Here is a 22419-nt window from a genome sequence, read left to right as displayed (position 1 = left end):
CGTCAGCGTCGGTCGATCTGACGAGCAATTCTCAGGTGACTCTCACGAGCCCCTCAATTGGCCGATAATGATCTGAGTTTTCGGGAAAAACATGGATATCAGCGCGCGTCATACTATCGCAGAGCACCTCCAGATTGCGGAACGGCGCAATGCTTTCCAGGGTATGACAAGTGGGCATCGGCAAACGAATGATGCCTTGCTCATGCTGCTTCAGAGCCTGTTCAGGCTGCAGCCACTGATAATCCAGAATCTCCTCGTCATCTACCTTGATCGGTTCATCGCTGCGCACCGGGCAAAGGAAAAACCACGTTGCATAGCGCCTGGGCAAGCCGGTCGGAGTCGTCCAGTGAGCAATGTGAATCAGGTCCTGAGGTGCAATGACCAGACCGGACTCTTCCCGCGTCTCACGCACGGCGGCATTAATCGCTGCCCGGTACTCGAGATGTGCCTCCGGCAGTGTCGACTGGGCCGGGGGATAATCGCACTGATCTACCTTGCCGCCCGGGAACACCCAGGCACCGCCCTCAAACGACAGCTTTGTGTTTCTCAGCAACAACAATGTCTCCAGGCTGTTAATGCCTGTCTGTCTGTTTTCACGCACCAGAACAACTGTGCTGGCAAGTCTGGGCATAATCGTTTATCCGTAATACGAATGAAGAGCCGATATGGTTTTAACGGAATCACACTGAGCAATCAAGTCCGTCAATTCATTATCGCGCTGCGGATTGCAGTTTGTGTTTCAGCACCTTGCCTGATGGCGCGGTCGGCAGCGGGTCCATAAAAATAATCTGCGATGGCCGCTTGTATGCCGTCAATCGGGGTTTCAACCAGGTCTGCAGGGTTTCTTCATCCAGATCACTGCCGCCGGCGAGCTGGACATAAGCGACTACCATCTCATTGCCTTCCGCCTCACGGCCAATCACGGCGCACAGCAACACCTGCGGGTGTGCTGAAATCACCCCTTCAACTTCAGGCGGATATACATTAAATCCGGAATGAATGATCAGCTCTTTGCTGCGCCCGGCAATATGGACATTGCCCCTCTCATCCAGCTTGACAAGATCGCCGGTATTCAGAAAACCATCAGCATCCAGCACGGCGGCCGTCGCCTGAGGATTGTGGTAGTAACCCAGCATGATATTGGGTCCGCGGATATGCAGTTCGCCAACTTCCCCGTCAGCCACTGGCTTTCCGTCCGGGCCCAGCAGACGGATCTCCATGCCCGGCAGGGGGCGCCCGACGCTGCAATTATCCAGCGGCTCGTTGTAGCGGACCTGACAAATGGTCGGACCACTCTCCGTCATACCATAACCGTTGAGCAGAGGCAGACTGAACAGTTTTTCGGTTTTTAACTTGATGGCCGGATCCAGCGGAGCACCGCCACTGTACATAAACCGCAATGCGGGTAAATCGGCGCCGCTGATGCCCGTCGAGCGCGCATGATCAGCCAGCCTGGCAAACATCGCCGGCACCCCGAATATGCCGCTGACCTGACGCTCACGCATGGTCTGCATGGCCTGCGCCGGATCAAAACGATCAGCAACAATGAGCTCGGCACCTGCATAAATCGATGCAAGAAACACCGCCGACAGCCCGAAGATATGCGAAACAGGCAAGACCAGATACACACGGTCATCGGCACTCAAACCTCTCAGTGCACCGCTGACAGCCGCTACATATAGAACATTGCGATGGGTCAGCATCACGCCTTTGGGATCGCCGGTTGTGCCGGTTGTGTATATCAGGGTAAACACACCCTGATCACTCAACTGCTGGTCCTGCGGCAGTCTTTGCGTCTCGTATGTCCGACAGGCCACCTCGCCGCCGACAACATTCAGCATGCAGTCCGATCCAACAGACGCCGACTGCAGTGTCTGCCATTGGGCAGCGGCAGCCTGTGAGTCCATCAGATACAGCGCCAGCCGGGGCTGACAGTGGGAACGTATGCGGTCGATTTCAGCGGCGGCCATCCGGGCATTCACCACCACAGGCCAGGCACCCAGCTCGCTCAGCGCGAGGATCAAGACCAACACCGGCACACAGTTTTCATTGATCAGCAATACCCGGTCGCCACGACAGACACCCTGCGTGGTTAACTTTTCTGCCGTCTGCTGCACAACAGCCGCCAGCTGCTGATAATTCAAGCCTCTTCCCAAATGATCACTCACGGCAGCGGCTTCAGGACGGCGCTGCGCCTGCTCGAACAGCGCTGAACTGACTCGTGCCGGCAGCGAAGCTATCAACTGCTGTGGCGATTGACCCAGCAACTGTTCATCATTAGATTGCATAGTCCGTTTTTACACTCACATCCCGAAAATTAACGATTTGATGCCCGAAGACACCCGAATTTTGTTGCTCAGTGCCTATGAAGCTGTCAGTCATCAACAATGGCGCAGCAGGCTTTTTGAGCTGTTTCCCACCGCACGGTGGACCGCTTTGGGCCTGCCAGCCAGGCATTTTGCGTGGCGGGTGCGAGGTAACAGTCTGACCTGGGCATTTAACCACCGGCAGGAGCTGACTGACAACTACGAGCTGTTGATTGTTACGTCGCTGTGCGATCTGAGTGCCCTGCGCGGCTTTGTGCCGGAACTGGCAGCTCTGCCCACGCTGGTCTATTTCCACGAAAACCAGTTTGCATACCCTGACAATACTGAAGCTGATGATGCCAGACGGGCTGGCCGCCAAGCGCATAATCTGCTCAACATGCAATTAACCAGCATTTATACGGCATTGTGTGCGGACATGATTGCATTCAACAGTGACTGGAACCGGCGCAGCTTCCTGAGCGGCGCCCGGCAATTGCTGGACAGACTGCCGGATCATGTGCCGTGCGGCCTGACAGAACATCTGCAGCAGCGTAGCCAGGTGCTTCCGGTCCCGCTTGCTGACTCGCTGTTCAACTCGCATGCCTCAACAGGTGCGCCTGCGATTAATCAGCAACGGCTGTCTGGCGATGCTTTGAATATCGTCTGGAATCATCGTCATGAGTACGACAAAGGACCCGAACTGCTCCTGGGTATCATGCAGGAGCTGATTGAGCGTGGCGTTTGTTTTCGCCTGCATTTATTGGGACAACGCTTCCGACAACAGCCAGCCGCCTTCGCCACATTGCGGCAACTTTTGTCGGATCATTATCAGTCCCAGGGCATTGAGCCGGGAATCGATAATCACATTGAAGATCGAAATGCTTACCTTCAGGTGCTTCAGCATGGCGATATTGTTCTGTCAACAGCCCGGCATGATTTTCAGGGTCTGTCGGTATTGGAAGCCTGTGCGCTGGGATGCACACCACTGGTACCCGACGCGCTGGCCTACCCGGAATACTTGCCGGCACAGTGCCGCTACCCGGTTATTGCTGACAGCATCTCCGCGCAGGCACAGGCCGCCGCCGACTGTCTGCAGAAGATGTTACCGGATATCCGGGCAAACCGCCCGAATGTGAGCCATCTGAGTGTCGGCGCGCTAGGCGCGGCCTGGAATGAGGCGATCAGCAGCCTGCTCAAACCTTGAAAACTACTTGTCCCGCATCACACCGTCGCGATAAAGTTAAACGCTGATCAGACGTTGTTACATCACAGGAGTCAGCATGACAGTCCGAACCAGGTCGGCACTGATAATTTTTTCCGTTTTCAGCTTTTTAAGCGCCACACTGCTGGCCCAGGAAAACGCTTCAGAACAGGACAACGAGGCGGCATTTCAGAGCTGGCTGACTGAGTTCAGGGCTGACGCGCGTACCCGAGGCATCAGTGATGCGACACTGGATCTGGTTCTACCGGAGATTACCCAGCAACGGCAGGTTATACAGGCAGACCGCAATCAAGCCGAATTCGATAATACCTATGCTCGTTATCTGCAGCGGGTCAGCAGTAACCGCATAGAAGCCGGCAAAAATCTGATGGCCGAACATGGCGACATGATCCGCGAAGTCTCTGCCCATTACGGCGTTCAACCCCGTTTTGTTGTGGCTATTCTGGGACTGGAAAGTAACTACGGTAGTTTTCCGATTACCCAGCCGCTGTTCAGCGTAATCGCTACGCTCGCCTTTGACGGCCGCCGCGGTGAAATGTTCCGTAACGAACTGTTTGCAGCGCTGGAAATCGTCGATAAAGGTCTGGCCACTCCCGACATGATGAAAAGCTCCTGGGCCGGCGCCTTGGGCATCGCCCAATTCACACCGAGCAGCTTTCTGCGCCTGGCCGTTGATCATGACGGCGACGGTCGCATAGATCTGTGGAGTATGGGACCGGATGTGATCGCATCAGTTGCCAATTACCTTAAATCAACCGGCTGGCGCGATGACCAGACCTGGGGTCGACGCGTCAGTCTGCCGCCGGGTGGTGAGCAATCTCTGCCTGCACCACAGAGTGCCGGTATGACGCCGGATGCGACCTGCCGATCCTATCGGACAACGGGTGCGTGGCGTCCGCTGAGTGACTGGCAGCAATTAGGCGTGCGACGGGCTGATGGCAGCAATCTACCAACACGGGACCTGCCTGCCGCTTTATTACTGGGAGATGAGGGGGATGATCAGGGTTACCTGGTATACCGCAACTTCTGCTCGATCATGCGTTATAACCCGGCCTTCCGCTACGCTTTATCAGTCAGCCTGCTGGCTGATGCCATCGCCGATATTCGTGACTGAGCCAAGATCACACGTCATTGACGGGTTCAACAATGGGTACCAGGATTGTCTGACCTACCCGAACCCGTCCCAGATCAAGATCCGGGTTGTACTGACGCAGCAACCACAGAGGTATTGAATATCGACGGCGGGCCAGTGTATCAATTGTCTCGTTAGCGGCCAGTTGATGCTGATTCAAATCCTGAATCCGGTAGTTGCGGAAAAAGCGCTCCTGCTGGGCAATATGGAATTGTCGGCGACGCAGTTCAAACTCATCCCGGCTGACCTGATCCAATGACAGCCGCAGGCGGTTACCAACGATCAACGGTTGATTGAAACTCATGCCATTGATGCGCCGCAGGTCCTGGGCGCGAACATCCAGCCACTCAGCAAAATGTCCCAATGTTTCCGACGCCTGAATTTCAATGGTGCCATCGGCTGCAACAGAATAGTCGCTGGGGTCCGCAGCCAGATCCAGCTCAGCCAATTCGTTGCTGACCTGCACGTTTTCTACCACTTCAATGGCGGGCTGATCCGCATCCACCCCGGTGATTGACAGCGAAGGTGGTTCCGGCGGTCCGTAAAATGGAGCTGGTTCAGTGACAGCAACCATTTCTGCAGCACTTTGCTCAACCGCCGCAACGCTGACGGTCGCCGCATCCGACAACTGCGGCCCTTCATCTGTGTCAGAAAACGATACTGCAACCAGCTGAGGCTCAGGCTCGTCAACCGGGCTATCGACAGGTTCATCGACGGATGCCAGCGTGCGTGTCACCATGTCGGTATCATGCGGCAGCAGCAGAGTCTGCCCGACGCTGATACGGTGCTGATCCCGCAACTGATTCAGGGACACCAGCTCCCTGACAGAGGTATCAAATCGTCTGGCAATCACAGACAGGCTGTCCCCACGCTGCACCACATAATTCACATCGGGCGTCTGATAGGCATACAGCTGGGTATCGGGAACCGATTCGATCAAACTGGCCAGGTCACCATTGATGGAGTTACGCTGAATTTTCAATGTATAGCCACGGGGGATGCGTTTGCCACCTTGCCAGACCACGGGGCGCAGCGCCGGGTTATCAAATCGCAATTGCTCTATTGTTACGCCCAGTCTTTGGGCCAGGACATCAGCCTCGATATAGGCCTGCAGTTCATACTCTTCGTATTGCGGTGCCGAATCCAGGTGCAGAACCCCGAAAAGGGCCTGTGCCTGACGTTCAACATCCAGCACCGCCAAAAACTGAGGATAGAAGTTTCGAGAAGCGAAACCGAATGCCCGGCCACGATAATTGGCGATGATGTCTTCGATATTATCGCTGCCGGTTTCACGCACAGCCCGGGCAATTCCGCCAGCGCCATGATTATAGGCAGTCAGTGCCAACGGCCACTTGCCCAGCAGGCCATAGTTGTACTCCAGCAGGCTCATTGCGGCATAAGTAGCCGTGTAGGGATCCATGCGCTCGTCAACCACATTGTCGATGCGCATAAAGCGCTGTCCTGTGGCTCGCATAAACTGCCACATCCCCGCAGCCGCCGCATGAGAGTATGCGCCCGGATGGAAGGATGACTCAACATGCGGTAGCGCCGCCAACTCCACTGGCAGACCGCGTTCACGGGTGACTCGTTCAATGTGCTCACGGTAGGCTCCGGAGCGAATCAGCCCCTCTATAAAGCGGTCTGACTGACCCAGTTGGAAACGAACCCGATTCACCGCCTCTGCCAATGTCGTATTGCTGACGCCTTCCGGCCAGGCGTCCAGCACCTGCTGCTGGTGCAGGGTCAGCCCTGTGCGTTTACCACTGGCCAGCACCTGCAGATCTTCGTGTATACGACCTCTGTAGTGTTCAATCTGCTCACGGTTGTAATCCACCCTGCGGTAAACCACTGAGAGATTCTCCGCATCGTGCAGAAAGCCGCTTTGGGTGTCGACCTCGGTGTAGACACGCGTCCAGAACTTGATCGCCGGCTCCAGCGCGGCTGGCCGGGGAAGCAGGTCTGAGGAAGATTGTGCGTGAACCGAAAAGGCTGCAAACAGCGTAAAAGACCAGATCAAGTGGTGCAGATACTTTATTGTTCGCATAGATTTAGAAGCTCTGTGGTTGATTCCTGTCTGATTTTTGCGACATATCGACCGCAATTTGCAGTGATCTTGCCCTTGCAGCCCCCTGACTGTCAACCTTGTTGTAATTCCACTATACTGCGCACCCCTGCTACCAATGGGCCTGAACGATGAGCGAAAGTAAAAAACTGGCCAGCGCCAGCCTCGAGTCTTTGTACCGGATTTTCACTGTACCGGAGGCACCGGATTCAACGCTGGGGCGAATCGATCAATCAATATCACAGAATCTTGCCGGTTTTCTGCAGGAACATATTGTCGCCTCAGAGCGCGATCTTTCAGATATCGAAAAGGATTTCGCCGACCCACAGATCCCGGAACAGCCGACCTTCGTTTCTGATCAGATCCAGTTTGTACTGGATAAACTGGTCGCTCAATCTGTACACATTTCGGCACCGAGTTTTGTCGGTCATATGGCCTCGGCGCTACCCTATTTCATGCTGCCGCTCTCGCGCATCATGATGGCTCTGAACCAGAACCTGGTAAAGGTTGAAACTTCCAAAGCCTTTACACCGATGGAGCGCCAGGTCGTCGGCATGATCCATCATCTGGTATACGGCCGGGACAAGGATTTTTACACCCAATGGATGCACGACAGGGCCCATGCACTGGGCAGCTTCTGCTCTGGTGGTACAATCGCCAATCTGACGGCGCTGTGGGCGGCACGCAATAACGTATTGGCGCCAACTGAAGGCTTCGCTGGACTGGGGCAGGAAGGCCTGGTGGCCGGCATGCAGCACTACGGATACAAAGGGCTGGCCATTCTGGTCTCAGAACGCGGCCACTATTCGCTGGGTAAGGCCGCCGATATTCTGGGCATAGGCCGCCGTTCGTTGATCGCTATCGAAACCGACGCCAACAATAAAATCCGCACTGACCTGCTGGCCAAAAAATGTGATGAACTGGCTGCGGCCAATATCAAAGTAATGGCCATTGTCGGCATTGCCGGTGCATCTGAAACCGGCAGCATAGATCCGCTGGACCAGATGGCCGATATCGCTCAGGAGCGCGGCATACACTTTCACGTCGACTCAGCCTGGGGCGGACCCACGCTGTTCTCGAATACCTACCGCCCCCTGCTGAAGGGCATTGAAAGAGCCGATTCAGTCACTCTGGATGCCCATAAGCAGCTATATGTACCCATGGGTGCCGGCATTTGTGTATTCAAGGAGCCCAGCACGCTGAGTAGCGTCGAGCATCATGCGGAGTACATAATACGCAAAGGCTCCAAAGATCTGGGCAGCCATACAGTCGAAGGTTCACGGCCGGGCATGGCGATCCTGGTGCACTCGGGATTGCATATTATCGGACGCCAGGGTTATGAACTGCTTATTGATCAGGGCATCAGTCGCGCCAGACATTTTGCCGATATGATTCGGGCCGACAAGGATTTTGAACTGATCAGCGAGCCCGAATTGAATATTCTGACCTATCGTTATGTACCGCAGGATATTCAGACGGCTCTGGAATCGGCACCGGCCAGCCTGCGCACCGAGGTCAACGAACAGCTGAACCTGGTCACCAAACGCATTCAGAAAACTCAGCGCGGGCTTGGACGATCATTCGTTTCACGAACCCGGCTTAATCCCCATCATCACAACAGGAATGCGGTCATCGTCTTCCGGGCTGTACTGGCCAACCCGCTGACGACCAATCAGATTCTTCAGGACATGCTGGCGGAGCAAAAAGAGATCGCAGCTACCCCGCCGATACAGGCACTGCTGAAGCAGGTTCGCAACCTGTTCTGCGGCTGCTGAACTCAGCCTTCGATCTCCATCAGTACCTCACCGGGTGTGACGCGGTCGCCTTTTACAACGTGAATTGCCTTGACCTTGCCACCGATGGTGGCATGGATCTCGGTTTCCATTTTCATGGCTTCGGCAATCAGCACTGCACGACCCGCCTCCACCTGATCGCCTTCCTTAACCAGCACTTCCACAATATTGCCTGGCATGGTGGTCGTCACATGCCCCGGTCGCGAAGCTTTCTGGCGCGCTCCGCTGCCGCCCTCGGCTACGTAGGCGTTAGTTGGCTGAAAGACCACCTCTTCCGGCATGCCGTCCAGCGTCAGGTAAATTCTGCGCTTGCCTTCTTCCTTGTTTCCCACACCCGTAATGGCAACCTGGTAAGTCTCTCCGTGCACGTCGATCACAAACTCTGTGGCAATACCTTCTTCCACCGTTCGCCCGCTTTTCGGTTCCGGCAACAGAGGTTCGGGCTCCAGCGTGCCGGCCTGCCTCTGCTCCAGAAACTGGCGGCCGATATCAGGGAACATGGCAAAGGTCAGCACATCCTCATCGGATTTAGCCAGCTCACCGATGTCTCTCTGCAGACGCTCCATTTCCGGCTTCAGCAGATCGGCCGGACGGCCGTCGATGATGTCTTCCTTGCCGATAGCACGAGTCTGCAACTCGGTGTTAACCGGCGCCGGCGGCTGACCATAACCGCCCTGTAAATAACGTTTCACTTCATTGGTAATCGACTTGTATCGCTCACCGCTCAACACATTCAGCACAGCCTGAGTGCCGACAATCTGGGAGCTGGGCGTGACCAGCGGCGGGTAGCCCAGATCTTTACGAACACGCGGAATTTCCGCAAACACTTCACGAATACGACTCAACGCATTCTGCTCTTTGAGCTGATTGGCAAGATTCGACATCATGCCGCCCGGGACCTGGTTGATCTGTACAGAAATATCTTCGCGGGCGAACTCACTTTCAAATTGATGATAACGTTTGCGCACATCACGGAAGTAGTCAGCAATCTCGGTCAGCAGCTCCAGATCCAGTCCGGTGTCCCACTGTGTGCCCCTGAACGCCGCCACCATCGATTCTGTTGCCGGGTGACTGGTGCCCCAGGCAAAGGATGAAATAGCTGTGTCAATATGTTCGGCGCCCGCCTCGACAGCCTTGAGTTGACATTGATCAGCGATTCCGGCGGTGGCGTGACTATGAATAAAGACGGGCAACTCAACGGCAGACTTGATCGCGCTGACCAGATCGTAGGTCGCATAAGGCGTCAGAAGTCCCGCCATATCCTTGATGGCAATTGAGTCGGCACCCATATCCCGCAGGGCCAGCGCCTGCTTAACAAACAGCTCCTCGGTATGAACCGGGCTGGTGGTGTAGCAGATGGTGCCCTGCGCGTGTTTGCCCGCTTTTTTTACGGCGCGCATGGCTGTTTCAATATTACGCAGATCGTTCAGTGCATCAAACACCCGGAACACGTCAATGCCATTGCTCGCCGCCTTGGCAACAAAGGCCTCCACGACATCGTCGGCGTAATGGCGGTAACCCAGCAGATTCTGACCCCGCAACAGCATCTGTAACCGGGTGTTGGGCAGCGCCTGGCGCAACTGCCTGAGACGCTCCCAGGGGTCCTCTTTAAGAAAACGCACACAGGCGTCAAACGTCGCGCCACCCCAGACTTCAAGAGACCAATATCCGACTCTGTCGAGCTTGTCACAGATCGGCAACATGTCCTCGGTGCGCATGCGTGTTGCTATTAATGATTGGTGGGCATCGCGCAGTACCACGTCAGTTACATGGATTTTGCTCATGATGTCAGTCTCCTGGTGTTCGGTACTTTAAACGCCCGCATGGGCAGCAAGGGCGGCAGCAATGGCCAGAGCCAGTTCGTTTGGATTACGCTTTTCTGAGTAGTCCAGTAATTGCGGATGATCCGGCACAAAACTGGTCGTAAATTCGCCACTGCGAAAATCCACATCCTGCAGAATCTCCTGGTAGTAGCGAGCGGTGGTTTTTACCCCCTGCACACGCATATCTGAAAGCGCCCGGGAACCCCGGTTGAGCGCTTCCTCCCAGGTCAGTGCCCAGACAATCAATTTCAGGCACATTGAGTCGTAATAAGGTGGAATGGTGTAGCCGGTATAAATAGCTGTGTCAGTCCGCACGCCCGGACCACCGGGTGCATAGTAGCGCGTAATGCGCCCAAAGCTGGGCAGAAAATTGTTTTTGGGATCTTCCGCGTTGATACGGAATTGCAGTGCGTAGCCACGGAAACTGATATCCTCTTGACGATATCGCAGTGGCAACCCCGATGCGATACGAATCTGTTCCTGCACGATATCCACGCCGGTAATCTGCTCGGATATGGTGTGCTCGACCTGAACACGGGTATTCATCTCCATGAAATAAATTTCATGTCCGGTCACCAGAAATTCAACTGTACCGGCATTTTCGTAATTCACAGCCTTGGCAGCACGCACCGCCAGCTCGCCCAGATACTGACGCTGTTCCGGCGTAATCTGGGGGCTGGGTGCAATCTCGATCAGTTTCTGATTACGCCTTTGAATGGAGCAGTCACGCTCGTAAAGATGAATCACATTGGCCTGGCCGTCAGCCAGCACCTGCACCTCAATATGGCGGGGATCAACAATGCATTTTTCCAGAAACACATCTGCGGAACCGAATGCTTTGGTGGCTTCGGATATGACACGCGGAAACTGCGAGCGCAGCTCCTCCGGCGAATCACAGCGTCTGATGCCCCTTCCGCCGCCACCGGAAGTGGCTTTCAACATGACCGGATAACCTATTTCCCCGGCCACCTGCAGGGCCTCATCGAGATCTGCCAAATTACCTTCTGACCCAGGTGTGACCGGTACACCAGCGGCAATCATGCTGGCTCGTGCCGCCGTTTTATCGCCCATTTTTTCAATGACCTCAGCACAAGGTCCGATAAATCGGATACCTCTAGCCTCACAGATACGGGCAAAATCGGCGTTTTCTGATAAAAAGCCATAGCCTGGGTGAATCGCATCGCAACCGGTCTGCACCGCCAGATTCACCAGCTGCCTGGGATCCAGATAGCCAGCCAACGGATCTTCACCAACAAAATGTGCTTCGTCGGCGCGCTTGACATGCAACGCATGGCGGTCAGCCTCGGTATAAACGGCAACCGAGCGAATATTCATCTCGGCGCAGGCGCGTACGATGCGCACAGCAATTTCACCGCGATTGGCTATCAGAATTTTTTTAAGCATGCGCTGTCTCCGCTGAAGCGTGTTCGCAGTTGCCTCAAGGTAATTCAGTCAAAGCAAAAGTAAAAATTAATTTTACTTTCTACATCTATAAGTAATACCTTATAGATATCACCAATTCAGGAAAAATATTATCGATCCATGCCATATCGTCTGGCCCGTCTCATACAGCGCCTGTCATTCCGGCAACTGCAGATTTTCCATACGGTCTATCGCAAGCAAAGCTACAGTCGGGCGGCGGAGGAACTTAATCTCACTCAACCCGCCGTCAGCTCCCAGATCAGGCAGCTCGAGCAGGCTCTGGGACAACCCGTATTCGACTATGTAGGCAAAAAGCTCTATGTCACAGCGGCCGGCGAACAGCTTATGCGCCATGTGACCGAACTATTCGACAACCTTAATGTTCTGCAAATGGAATTAGCTGTCCTTCAAGGCCAGGTTCGGGGACAGCTGCGAATAGCCGCGGTCAGCACAGCCCAGTATGTCGTGCCTTACCTGCTAAAGGGCTTTCTAGATAAGTTTCCGCAGGTCGACATACAGCTCAAGGTCATCAACCGGGCAAGGGCACTGGAACGACTCACGCAAAATCAGGACGATCTGCTGATTATGGGCATGGTGCCGGACAGCAATGGCATCAATCTGCTGCCCTTTCTGGACAATTTGCTGGTACCGGTCGTGCGGGCAAATGATCCGCTGTTGCAACAGCCCATCGATACTCAGACCTTTCTGGATGCAGGCCTGCTGATTCGTGAGCAGGGCTCAGGCACCCGTCATGCTCTGGAGCAATGGTGTCGGGAACAGAAACTACAGCTGAATCCGAAAATGGAGATGGGCTCGAATGATGCCATCAAGCATGGTGTTCTGGCGGACTTGGGCGTGGCGGTACTACCTAAAGTCAGCATCAGTTCAGAACTACAACTCGGCAGCCTTGAAATACTGAAACTGCCTGGCTTCCCCCTGAGACGCTCATGGAGCCTCGTCTACCCGAAAGGCAAACATCCGACTCCTGTCATGCAGGCATTTCTGAATTTCGTAAAGACCCCACTGCCTCAAGGCATGGAGTCAATCTCCTCACCTTCCTTGATCGGAACGGCCAGGTCTTCTTTCTGAATTTTCAGATACATCAGGAAATTACAGCTGATATGCAACGAAGTATAGGTACCCACGCTGACACCCACAATCAATGACATTGCAAAGCCGCGGATCGCCTCACCACCCATGAACAACATTGCAAACAACGCCAGCAAGGTGGTCAAGGAGGTAACAAAGGTCCGTGAAATAACCTGATTCAGGGTTGTATTCAGAATGACTTCCGGATCGGTCGTGCGCATGGTGCGGAAATTCTCTCGCGCCCGGTCAAAAACCACGATGGTGTCATTCAATGAGTAGCCAATAACCGCCAACAAGGCCGCCAGTACTGTCAGATCGAAGGTCAGATGCAACAGAGAAATGATACCCAGCACGACCACAACGTCATGCGCCAGGGCCATCACGGCCGCCACGGCAAATTTGTACTGAAAGCGGACCGCCACGTAGAGCATGACGATACCCAGCGCCACCAGCAAAGCCAGCGCCCCTTTCTCAGCCAATTCGGCACCCACTTTCGGACCCACATATTCCGAACGTCGCATCTCCACCGGCACATCACTGACCTGCTGCAATACGCCCAAAACTTCATTGCCCAGCGACGAGGCCGCACTAGCTGCCTCGAGATCGTCCTCATCCGCGTCAACGGGCAGGCGCACGAGCAGGTCGCGGTCCGAACCGAAAGCCACAACCACCGCCTGCTCGTAACCAGCGTCCACCAGTTGCTGTCTGACCAGCTCCGGATTAATACTGTCGGGATAGCCGACTTCGATCAGGGTTCCACTGGTGAAATCCAGACCAAACTCAAAACGATTGAATATCAGCGTAAGTACAGCTATCAGCAGCATGATTCCAGAAATCGTACTGGTAATGCGGCGCTTGCGCTGACTCATGAAATCGATATCGGATTTAAACAGTGCCATATTCTTTGCCTTTCCGTGTCCGCCACCAGGCGGTCATCTCAAAATGTTGATCACCTGACCTTACGCCTTGATAAACGGCCCTATTGACAAGGATTGGACCTTGCGACCACCGTACATCAGATTAACAATGGCTCGTGTAACCATAATGGCCGAGAACATTGACGTGACAATACCCACCATCAGTGTCACCGCAAACCCCTTTACCGGTCCGGTACCAACTGTAAACAGCACCATGGCTACCAGGAAGGTGGTCAGGTTGGCATCGACAATCGTTGAGAATGCCCGGTCGAAACCGGAAGAAATGGCATTCTGCGGCGAAAGTCCCGAGACTATCTCTTCCCGGATACGAGTAAATATCAGAACATTAGCATCCACGGCCATACCAATCGTCAGCACGATACCGAAGATACCCGGCAAGGTAAGTGTTGCTGAAATAATCGACATGATGGAAACCAGCAGTATCACGTTGATAACCAGGGCGATATTGGCTGCCAGACCGAATAGTCGATAGTAATAGAGCATGAAGGACAGCACCAGGATATAACCCAGCAACACCGCCTGAGAGCCCTGAGCAATATTTTCAGCACCAAGACTCGGGCCTACAGTGCGCTCTTCAATAAAGTACATAGGGGCTGCCAGCGCACCGGATCGAATCAGCAGGGAAAGGTCATTGGCTTCACGCGCACTCAAGCCGGTGATCACAAACTCCCGCCCCAGCGCGGCACGGATCACCGCGTGGCTGATCAGGCGACGTTCTTCGTAAGTTTCCTGTCGTTCCACCATCTCGCCATTCTCGTCGGGTTCCAACACCGTGCGAGTGCGGGTTTCAATCAGCAGAATATCCATCAGATTACCGATGTTTTCCCTGGTAATGCGATTGAACTGACTGCCACCCTGTGCATCCAGGTTGATAACTACCTGCGGCTGTCCATATTGATCCAGCGCTGAGCGCACATTACTGATGCGGTCACCTTGCAGGATGACATCATTGTTCACCCGGATCTGCTGACCTTGATATTCATAGGTTTCGTAGGTGCCCGGTGATGCACCGGGACCCGCTTCAAGATGGAATTGCAACGTGGCAATACGCTGCAGAATGCGTTTGGCCTGCGCAGTATCCTGAACACCGGGCAGCTCCACAACAATTCGGTTGGGACCCTGTTGCTGAACAACCGGCTCGGCTACACCAAGAGAATCTACGCGGTTAAGAATACTCGTCTGATTGGCTGCAATAGTGTCACGTTCTAACTGCAGCACATTCTCTGGTGTCATGGACAGTGCCAGCAAATATCGTCCAGCCCGCTCACGAGCCTGAATCTGCAGATCTACGAAATTGTCTCGCACAATACTGCGAGCCTGATTGCGCGACTCCTCATCATCGAAAGCCAGTTCGATCAGATTGATTTCTTCCAGTGTGATGGAACGGGCACGGATACGCTCGTTACGTAACTCCTGGCGAATGGTACTTAGTGTGTTTTCCATGCGTCGACGCAGCGCAGTTTCCATATCCACTTCCATCAGAAAGTGCACACCACCCTGCAAGTCCAGACCCAGATTCATCTTGCCAGCACCCATGGCCTGCAGGAATCCCGGTGTGGTTGGCGCCAGGTTCAGCGCCACGATATAACCCGAACCCAGATTCTGCTCAATAACGCTTTTTCCGCGCAACTGGTCATCCAGGCTGTTAAAACGAATCAGGCCGCCAACATCGGTCAGTTCATCACCAAAAAAGTCGATACCGGCCGCACGCAAGGCATCCGTTGCCATACCCACGTCGATTTCGGTGACCTCAATATTTTCATGCGATATCTGAATAGCCGGATCATCCGGAAACAGGTTGGGCGAGGCATAAATAAGTCCCAGCAGCACTATCGTCGCTACCAGTATATTTTTCCAGAGTGGAAACTTGTTCAGCATGTCTTTTACAACCTGTTCCGATTAATGCTCAGCCCGGGATCAGATGGACTTGATGGTACCCTTGGGCAACGCTGCCGCAACGGCCGATTTCTGCAGATTCAGCTCAACGCCCTCGGCGACTTCGACGGTGACGTAATCGTCAGAGACCTTGGTAACTTTACCCAGAATGCCACCACTGGTCAGCACTTCATCACCCTTGCCCAGGCTGCCTACCAACTCGCGGTGCTCTTTGGCGCGCTTGGCCTGGGGACGCCACAGTATCAGGTAAAACAACAGGAACATACCGCCGATAAACAGCAGGTTGAACATGGCACTGTTTTGCGGGGCCGCAGCCTGCTGGGCATGCGCTGTCGCGAATAAAAAATCCATAATCATCTCTCTCGTGTCGTAAAAATAGTCTTGTCAGGCGTCCGGCTGCTGTTCCAGGACAGCCTGCCCCTGGTAAAACGCCTCAACAAAGGCCGTAAATCTACCCTGTTCCAATGCCTGACGCAAACCTTGCATCAGCGACTGGTAGTAGTGCAGATTATGAATGGTATTGAGCTGCGCACCCAGCATTTCCTTGCATTTATCCAGATGATGCAGGTAGGCACGGCTGAAGTGCTGACAGGTATAACAGCCGCAAGCGGGATCCAGCGGGCGGGTATCATCCTTGAAACGGGCGTTGCGAAGCTTCAGAAGGCCCTGGCTGGTGAACAGATGAGCATTGCGCGCATTACGAGTCGGCATGACACAATCAAACATATCAATGCCACGACGGACCGCTTCAACGATATCCGAAGGCGTGCCCACACCCATCAGATAGCGGGGCTTATCAGCCGGCATCTGGTGCCCCACATAGTCCAGCACCTTGATCATCTCGTCCTTGGGTTCACCCACTGATAGCCCACCGATTGCATAACCATCAAAATCCATGTCTCTCAGCGCATCCAGCGACTGCTGACGCAGATTCTCGTACATGCCGCCCTGAATGATTCCAAACAAGGCCGACGGATGATCACCATGCGCTGTCTTGCAACGCTCAGCCCAGCGCAGCGAAAGCTGCATGGAGCTTTCCGCTTCCTGCTCAGTCGCCGGATACGGCGTGCATTCGTCAAAGATCATGATAATGTCTGAACCCAGCTCATGCTGTACCTGGATGGCCGATTCAGGTCCCAGAAACACCTTGGCGCCATCCACCGGCGAGCGAAAGGTCACACCCTCCTCGGTAATTTTGCGCATCTCCCCCAGACTGAACACCTGAAAGCCGCCGGAGTCAGTCAGTATGGGTTTGTCCCAGCCCATAAAGTCATGCAGATCACCGTGCTTGCGAATAATTTCCGTGCCCGGCCGCAGCATCAGGTGAAAAGTATTGCCGAGTATGATCTCCGCACCAATGTCATGAATCTGCTGCGGCGTCATGCCTTTGACAGTGCCGTAGGTGCCGACCGGCATAAACGCGGGTGTCTGCACATCCCCCCTGGGGAAGCTGAGTGTGGCACGCCGGGCGTGGCCTTCGGTTGCGTGTACTGTAAATTCCATCGATCTCTCTGCGCCTCGGCCGGCGTCTGTGTTGCGTTCTGTTTGCTGCGAATGATATCGCTGCGTAGCCCGCGCTGTGCGCTGGCCGGAACTGTCCGGGTCACTCTGTAGTCCGCGCTTCAGGCTCAGTGCTCGCGGGTGGCGCGGAATTTGACGTCGGGCCAGCGTTCCTCCATCAGGCTCAGGTTCACCCGCGTCGGTGGCAGATAGGTCAGATAGCCGCCGCCGTCCTCCGCCAGGTTCTCGTAGGCCTTCTTCTTGAATTCCTCAAACTTTTTCGGGTCATCACAGCTCACCCAGCGGGCACTGTAGATATTGACCGGCTCGTAGATGCAGTCCACTTTGTATTCATCTTTTAGGCGGTAGGCTACAACTTCAAACTGCAGAACACCGACCGCGCCGACGATCAGATCGTTATTGCGCTGTGGCATAAAGACCTGGACAGAGCCTTCTTCAGAGAGCTGCTTCAGGCCTTTTTGCAGTTGTTTGGTCTTCAGCGGATCTTTCAGGCGGATGCGACGAAACAGTTCAGGGGCGAAGTGGGGTATACCAGTGAACTGCAGGGTCTCGCCTTCGGTAAAAGTATCGCCTATCTGAATGGTGCCGTGGTTGTGAAAACCGATGATATCGCCCGAAACGGCATGCAACGCCTGTTCGCGCTCACCGGCCATGAATGTCACGGCATCACTGATGCGCACATCTTTTCCCAGACGGCAGTGCTGCAGCTTCATGCCTTTGCTGTAACTGCCAGAGCAGATACGCAAGAAGGCAATGCGGTCTCGGTGATTAGGATCCATATTAGCCTGTATTTTGAACACAAAGGCGCTGAACTGGGCTTCAACGGGCTCAACCAACCGGTTCTCAGTCGCCCGGGGGCGCGGCGCTGGTGCCCAGCGAACAAAATCATCCAGCATTTCCCGCACACCAAAATTACCCAGGGCGGTGCCAAAAAATACCGGTGTCATGCGTCCGGCCAGATAGGCGTCCAGATCAAATTCATGACTGGCACCACGCACCAGCTCAATCTCATCGGCAAAGTCGTCCGCATAGGCGCCCAACAGTGCCCGGGCTTCGTCGCTTCGCAGTCCCTGTATTTTCACATCATCCGGTATGCGATTGCCCTGTCCTTGCTGATAAACATGCAGCGTGTCGGTATAAAGGTTGTAAACACCTTTGAAACCTTTGCCGTTACCCAAAGGCCAATAAACAGGCGCGCATTCAATATTCAGTACCGTCTCAATTTCATCCAGCAGCTCAATAGGGTCGCGTGTATCACGATCCAGCTTGTTCACAAATGTGAAAATTGGCGTGTCACGAAGTCGGCAGACGTCCATCAGTTTGATGGTTCGTTCTTCCACCCCTTTGGCCGCATCAACCACCATCAAGGCTGAGTCAACAGCAGTCAGAACCCGGTAGGTATCTTCTGAAAAGTCTTCGTGTCCCGGCGTATCGAGCAGGTTCACAATAGCGTCACGGTAAGGAAACTGCATTACCGACGATGTAACGGAGATACCACGCTGTTGCTCCATCGCCATCCAGTCCGAGGTAGCGTGTTTGTCATTACCCTTGCCTTTTACCGAGCCCGCCTTCTGAATGAGGCGTCCGAATAACAACAACTTCTCAGTGATCGTGGTTTTACCGGCATCCGGGTGACTGATAATGGCAAAGGTGCGGCGCGAGGCAACTTCCTGCGCGAGTAGTGAATTCGACATGAATGGTTTTCTGAGTCGTAAACTGAATAGGAAAATTAGACGCGTATTCTCGCTGATCTACCCTTTTTTAACAACGCATCATTGTTTTGGCTGGTTTCAGGCTCAACTTCCTGTGCTAGAATTGTCAACTTTTATTAATCGTAACAGTTAACAGAGTTGCGCAGTATGGGTTTGCTGGTTTTTGTCACACTGCTTTGGGCTTTTTCATTCAGTCTTATAGGCGAGTTTTTGTCCGGCAATGTCGACAATGACTTTGCAGTACTGACGCGTGTATTGCTTGGCGGACTGCTGTTCCTGCCATTTACGATCTGGCGTGGCGTACCTGCCAGGCTGATCAGCGGCATTATGCTCTGCGGTGCTCTGCAGTTTGGGGTCACCTATGCCTTGCTGTACCGATCTTTCAGTCTGCTGACGGTGCCTGAAGTGCTGCTGTTTACGGTTTTCACTCCCCTGTACGTGACCCTGATCGATGACGCACTGCACCGACAATTCTCGCCAGGCGCATTGATTGCCGCCGCCGTCGCCACGCTGGGCGCGGTTATCATTCGTTATGACGGACTGAGTCAGGACTATCTGACCGGTTTTTTTATGCTGCAGATTGCCAACATCTGTTTTGCCGCCGGGCAGGTTGGTTATAAGCACCTGATGATGCATGCCACTGTAACGGTACCGGCGTGGCGCACCTTCGGGCATTTTTTCATCGGCGCTCTGTTGGTGGCCCTACCCTCCTTCCTGCTGTTCGGCGACACCACTATGCTGCCGACTGGTGGTTTGCAGTGGGGCATACTGATCTGGCTGGGCCTGGTGGCTTCTGGTTTAGGCATGTATCTCTGGAATCGCGGCGGCTGTCAGGTGGATGCGGGCACCCTGGCTGTCATGAACAATGCTCTGGTACCCGCCGGATTGGTGGTCAATCTGACACTCTGGAATCACGACGCCGCGCTTGTGCCGCTGGTGATTGGGGGCGCCGTCATTGCCTCTTCTCTCTGGATCAATCAGCGACTGCGACCTCAACCGGTCTTCGCGCATCCGTAATCCATTCACTCCAGGAGCCCGCGTACAAGCGCGGCAGCGGCAGACCAGCGACCGCTGCCGCCAATATATTATGGCAGGCCGTCACGCCTGATCCGCAATAACTGACGACATCTCTGACGTCCCCCTGTCTTGCGAAGCGTGCCCGCAATTTATCAGGCGACAGAAAGTGGCCTCCGTCATCTACATTGTCAGTGCAGGGCATGCAGAGTGCGCCGGGAATATGTCCGGCTACCGGGTCGATCGGTTCCTGTTCACCCCTGAAGCGTTCCGGGGACCTGGCATCTATCAATAACCAGGGCGCCTGACCCAGTTGCGCCGCAATGTCATCAGCACCAATCAACATACGACTATCCGGACTGGCAACAAAGTTACCTGGCCAGGCGGCCACCGACTGTTGCTGTGTCAGCTCGCCGCCTGCTCTCTTCCAGGCTGCCAGACCACCATCCAGCACCTGCACCTGAGGGTGGCCCATCCAGACCAGCAACCACCAGGCGCGCGCGGCAAAAAAACCGGGACCATCGTCGTAGACAACCACTCTGTCCGTGGATCGCAATCCCAGTTCACGTAACCTGGCTTCCAGCAACGCAGTATCCGGCAAAGGATGGCGACCTGTGACACCAGGCACAATTTCTGACGACAGATCCTCATTGAGGTCCAGATAAAAAGCACCGGGAATGTGCCCTTCAGCAAAAGCGCCGGCTCCATATTCCGGATCGTCCAACCTGAAGCGGGCATCAATAACAAATAACCCGTCATGTCCGCTCAGCGCTTTCAGTTCCGACACCGACAGTAATGGAGATTGAGGTTTTTTTTCCATATTACACCTGTAGTTAGCTAATTATTTGTCATGCAAATGTCATATTAAAGACACAGCTTTGTCGTAAACCAGTGCCACACTGGCTGCGAATTGATCAACGGGGTACCCGTCATGACTGATCGAACCGCTGGTAAACTGCAACGTCTGGCCGATATGGATGCACGTCTTTTTCTGGCTCTGAACAGTGTACACCGCCATGTTCGCCTGGAACGATTAGTTCGTGCCATTTCATTTACCGGCGATGGATACCTCTATCTGCTACTGGCCTTCATACTGCCCATGATGTATCCGGTTCAGGGTCTCAACTTTCTTGTTGCGGGGCTGGTGGCGTTCCTCATTGAACTGCCAGTCTATTGGGCCTTGAAAAACGCGTTCAAGCGTCGACGCCCTTTTCGCGTGGTGCAGGCCATGGCTCCGGCACTGAACCCCTCTGATGAATTCAGCTTTCCCTCCGGACACACCACTGCAGCTTTCATGATGGCAGCTCTGCTCAGTACCTTCTTCCCCGCCCTGTCACTGATAGGCTACTGCTGGGCCTGCCTCATAGGGCTGTCACGCATTATGCTGCGCGTTCATTTCCTGTCTGACGTACTCGCTGGTGCCCTGCTGGGCACACTGATTGCGTATTTGAGTGTAAGCGGATTGTTATCATTATCAATTCTGGGGTAATCTTCAAAGCTCTAATTCTGAGGATTCCGGAGTACCAGTCATGAGAATATCGTTAGCCAGGACACTCTTTTCATCGGCACTTGCTTTGACAGTCGGTCTGTTTGCTGCCAGCCAGGGTTTTGCACAGAACAACGGTGAATTGATGGCGGCCATTCACGGCGACCATCGATCCAAAGCCAACAAATCCCGCGATGTCTACCGCAGCCCATATGAAACACTGACCTTCTTTGGTGTGGAATCTCACCACACGGTTATCGAAGCCTGGCCAGGTGGCGGTTGGTATACAGAAATTCTGGCACCTTACCTGAAAGAGAACGGCAAGCTGGTCGGAGCGACTTACGACCGCAGCGACAACCCCCTGCAAGGCTGGATGCGCGGCTCAAACCAGGGATATGACCGGCTGCTGGCCAGCAATCCGGACATTTACGGCGAGGTTGAAATCGCTGAACAACTGACTCAGGCACAATCAACAATCGTACCTGCGGGCACAGCCGATGTTGTTCTGGATTTCAGAAACGCTCATAACTGGCTCGGTATGGGTGCCGAGAATGTGGTCAAAGCCTGGTATGCCGCGCTAAAACCAGGCGGAGTAGTTGGTATCGTGGATCACCGCTGGCCGGCTGATCAGGCAGCGGTGCCCGGAAACGGCTACATCCACGAGCAGCAGTTAATCGACCTGATGACAGCCCACGGCTTTTCCTTCGCGGGCAAATCCGAAATCAATGCCAATCCGAATGATCCCAAGGATCACCCGAACGGCGTCTGGATGCTGCCACCTAACCTGCGCGGTCTGACCGATGAGCAGCGCGCACGTAACCTGTCGATCGGCGAAAGTGATCGCATGACCCTGAAGTTCATCAAGAACTGAGACAGTGACGCGGGGGACGGAGACCGTCTCTGACCCCCGTGCTCAAGTTCAGTGGTTATCCGCGCGTCGGCCCCCAGCGGGGCGGCATCCGGCCACAGCTACGGCCGGGATTTCCGGCGCTGCGGAACTCAC

18 protein-coding genes are annotated in these 22419 nt (G+C 54.4%); 7 read left to right on the top strand and 11 right to left on the bottom strand.

The window, feature by feature from the left end:
* Positions 1-31 precede the first annotated feature (31 nt).
* A complete protein-coding gene (locus PS2015_RS05120; protein ID WP_058021214.1) occupies positions 32-631 on the bottom strand; it encodes an NUDIX hydrolase in 600 nt (199 codons plus the stop codon).
* 79 nt (positions 632-710) lie between these two features.
* Positions 711-2288, bottom strand: coding sequence for a class I adenylate-forming enzyme family protein (locus PS2015_RS05115; protein ID WP_058021213.1), 1578 nt, complete (start codon positions 2286-2288; stop codon positions 711-713).
* Between the two features lie 40 nt (positions 2289-2328).
* Between PS2015_RS05115 and PS2015_RS05110 the strand changes: the two genes are divergently transcribed.
* Together PS2015_RS05110 and PS2015_RS05105 are read left to right on the top strand one after the other, a co-directional pair.
* A complete protein-coding gene (locus tag PS2015_RS05110; RefSeq protein WP_058021212.1) occupies positions 2329-3510 on the top strand; it encodes a tRNA-queuosine alpha-mannosyltransferase domain-containing protein in 1182 nt (393 codons plus the stop codon).
* 76 nt (positions 3511-3586) lie between these two features.
* Positions 3587-4642, top strand: coding sequence for a lytic murein transglycosylase (locus tag PS2015_RS05105; protein ID WP_058021211.1), 1056 nt, complete (start codon positions 3587-3589; stop codon positions 4640-4642).
* A gap of 7 nt (positions 4643-4649) precedes the next feature.
* On the opposite strand, the gene PS2015_RS05100 is transcribed toward PS2015_RS05105, so the two are convergent.
* A complete protein-coding gene (locus PS2015_RS05100) occupies positions 4650-6704 on the bottom strand; it encodes a LysM peptidoglycan-binding domain-containing protein (protein WP_058021210.1) in 2055 nt (684 codons plus the stop codon).
* Positions 6705-6853: 149 nt separating this feature from the next.
* On the opposite strand from PS2015_RS05100, the gene panP reads away from it, so the two are divergent.
* Positions 6854-8497 carry a pyridoxal-dependent aspartate 1-decarboxylase PanP gene (gene panP, locus PS2015_RS05095; RefSeq protein ID WP_058021209.1) on the top strand — a complete coding sequence of 548 codons (1644 nt, stop codon included), beginning with the start codon at positions 6854-6856 and terminating at the stop codon, positions 8495-8497.
* A gap of 2 nt (positions 8498-8499) precedes the next feature.
* On the opposite strand, the gene oadA is transcribed toward panP, so the two are convergent.
* Together oadA and PS2015_RS05085 are read right to left on the bottom strand one after the other, a co-directional pair.
* Complete coding sequence (oadA, locus tag PS2015_RS05090; RefSeq protein WP_058021208.1) at positions 8500-10299, bottom strand: sodium-extruding oxaloacetate decarboxylase subunit alpha; 1800 nt, start codon at positions 10297-10299, stop codon at positions 8500-8502.
* Positions 10300-10326: 27 nt separating this feature from the next.
* Positions 10327-11742 (bottom strand): acetyl-CoA carboxylase biotin carboxylase subunit, encoded by a 1416-nt coding sequence (locus PS2015_RS05085; RefSeq protein ID WP_058021207.1) that lies wholly within the window; start codon positions 11740-11742, stop codon positions 10327-10329.
* A 138-nt stretch (positions 11743-11880) separates the two neighbouring features.
* Between PS2015_RS05085 and PS2015_RS05080 the strand changes: the two genes are divergently transcribed.
* Positions 11881-12849: a LysR family transcriptional regulator gene (locus PS2015_RS05080; protein WP_058021206.1), complete on the top strand. Its 969-nt coding sequence runs from the start codon at positions 11881-11883 to the stop codon at positions 12847-12849.
* Here PS2015_RS05080 and secF read toward each other — a convergent pair.
* The 5 genes from secF to PS2015_RS05055 form a co-directional block, all read right to left on the bottom strand.
* Positions 12789-13748, bottom strand: a complete 960-nt coding sequence (gene secF / locus PS2015_RS05075) for a protein translocase subunit SecF (protein ID WP_058021205.1) — start codon at positions 13746-13748, stop codon at positions 12789-12791. The genes PS2015_RS05080 and secF overlap by 61 nt on opposite strands.
* A gap of 60 nt (positions 13749-13808) precedes the next feature.
* Positions 13809-15665, bottom strand: coding sequence for a protein translocase subunit SecD (secD, locus tag PS2015_RS05070; protein ID WP_058021204.1), 1857 nt, complete (start codon positions 15663-15665; stop codon positions 13809-13811).
* Between the two features lie 39 nt (positions 15666-15704).
* Positions 15705-16034, bottom strand: coding sequence for a preprotein translocase subunit YajC (gene yajC / locus PS2015_RS05065; protein ID WP_058023154.1), 330 nt, complete (start codon positions 16032-16034; stop codon positions 15705-15707).
* Between the two features lie 33 nt (positions 16035-16067).
* Complete coding sequence (gene tgt / locus PS2015_RS05060; protein ID WP_058021203.1) at positions 16068-17186, bottom strand: tRNA guanosine(34) transglycosylase Tgt; 1119 nt, start codon at positions 17184-17186, stop codon at positions 16068-16070.
* A 125-nt stretch (positions 17187-17311) separates the two neighbouring features.
* The gene (locus PS2015_RS05055; RefSeq protein WP_058021202.1) at positions 17312-18898 is read right to left on the bottom strand and encodes a peptide chain release factor 3; all 1587 of its coding nucleotides are present in this window, start codon (positions 18896-18898) and stop codon (positions 17312-17314) included.
* Between the two features lie 165 nt (positions 18899-19063).
* Here PS2015_RS05055 and PS2015_RS05050 point away from each other — a divergent pair, with 165 nt between their 5' ends.
* The gene (locus tag PS2015_RS05050; protein WP_058021201.1) at positions 19064-19933 is read left to right on the top strand and encodes an EamA family transporter; all 870 of its coding nucleotides are present in this window, start codon (positions 19064-19066) and stop codon (positions 19931-19933) included.
* Here the strand turns inward: PS2015_RS05050 and PS2015_RS05045 are convergent.
* Positions 19890-20750 (bottom strand): sulfurtransferase, encoded by an 861-nt coding sequence (locus tag PS2015_RS05045; RefSeq protein WP_058021200.1) that lies wholly within the window; start codon positions 20748-20750, stop codon positions 19890-19892. The two genes, PS2015_RS05050 and PS2015_RS05045, sit on opposite strands and share 44 nt — an antisense overlap.
* Positions 20751-20861: 111 nt before the next feature.
* Between PS2015_RS05045 and PS2015_RS05040 the strand changes: the two genes are divergently transcribed.
* The gene (locus tag PS2015_RS05040; RefSeq protein WP_082627970.1) at positions 20862-21419 is read left to right on the top strand and encodes a phosphatase PAP2 family protein; all 558 of its coding nucleotides are present in this window, start codon (positions 20862-20864) and stop codon (positions 21417-21419) included.
* Positions 21420-21459: 40 nt separating this feature from the next.
* A complete protein-coding gene (locus tag PS2015_RS05035) occupies positions 21460-22287 on the top strand; it encodes a class I SAM-dependent methyltransferase (protein ID WP_082627969.1) in 828 nt (275 codons plus the stop codon).
* Positions 22288-22419 lie beyond the last annotated feature (132 nt).

Origin of the sequence: Pseudohongiella spirulinae, from assembly GCF_001444425.1 — a bacterium.
Lineage (GTDB): Bacteria > Pseudomonadota > Gammaproteobacteria > Pseudomonadales > Pseudohongiellaceae > Pseudohongiella > Pseudohongiella spirulinae.
The sequence above is the reverse complement of the archived record's forward strand: the minus strand, read 5'-3'. Positions and strand labels throughout refer to the sequence as shown.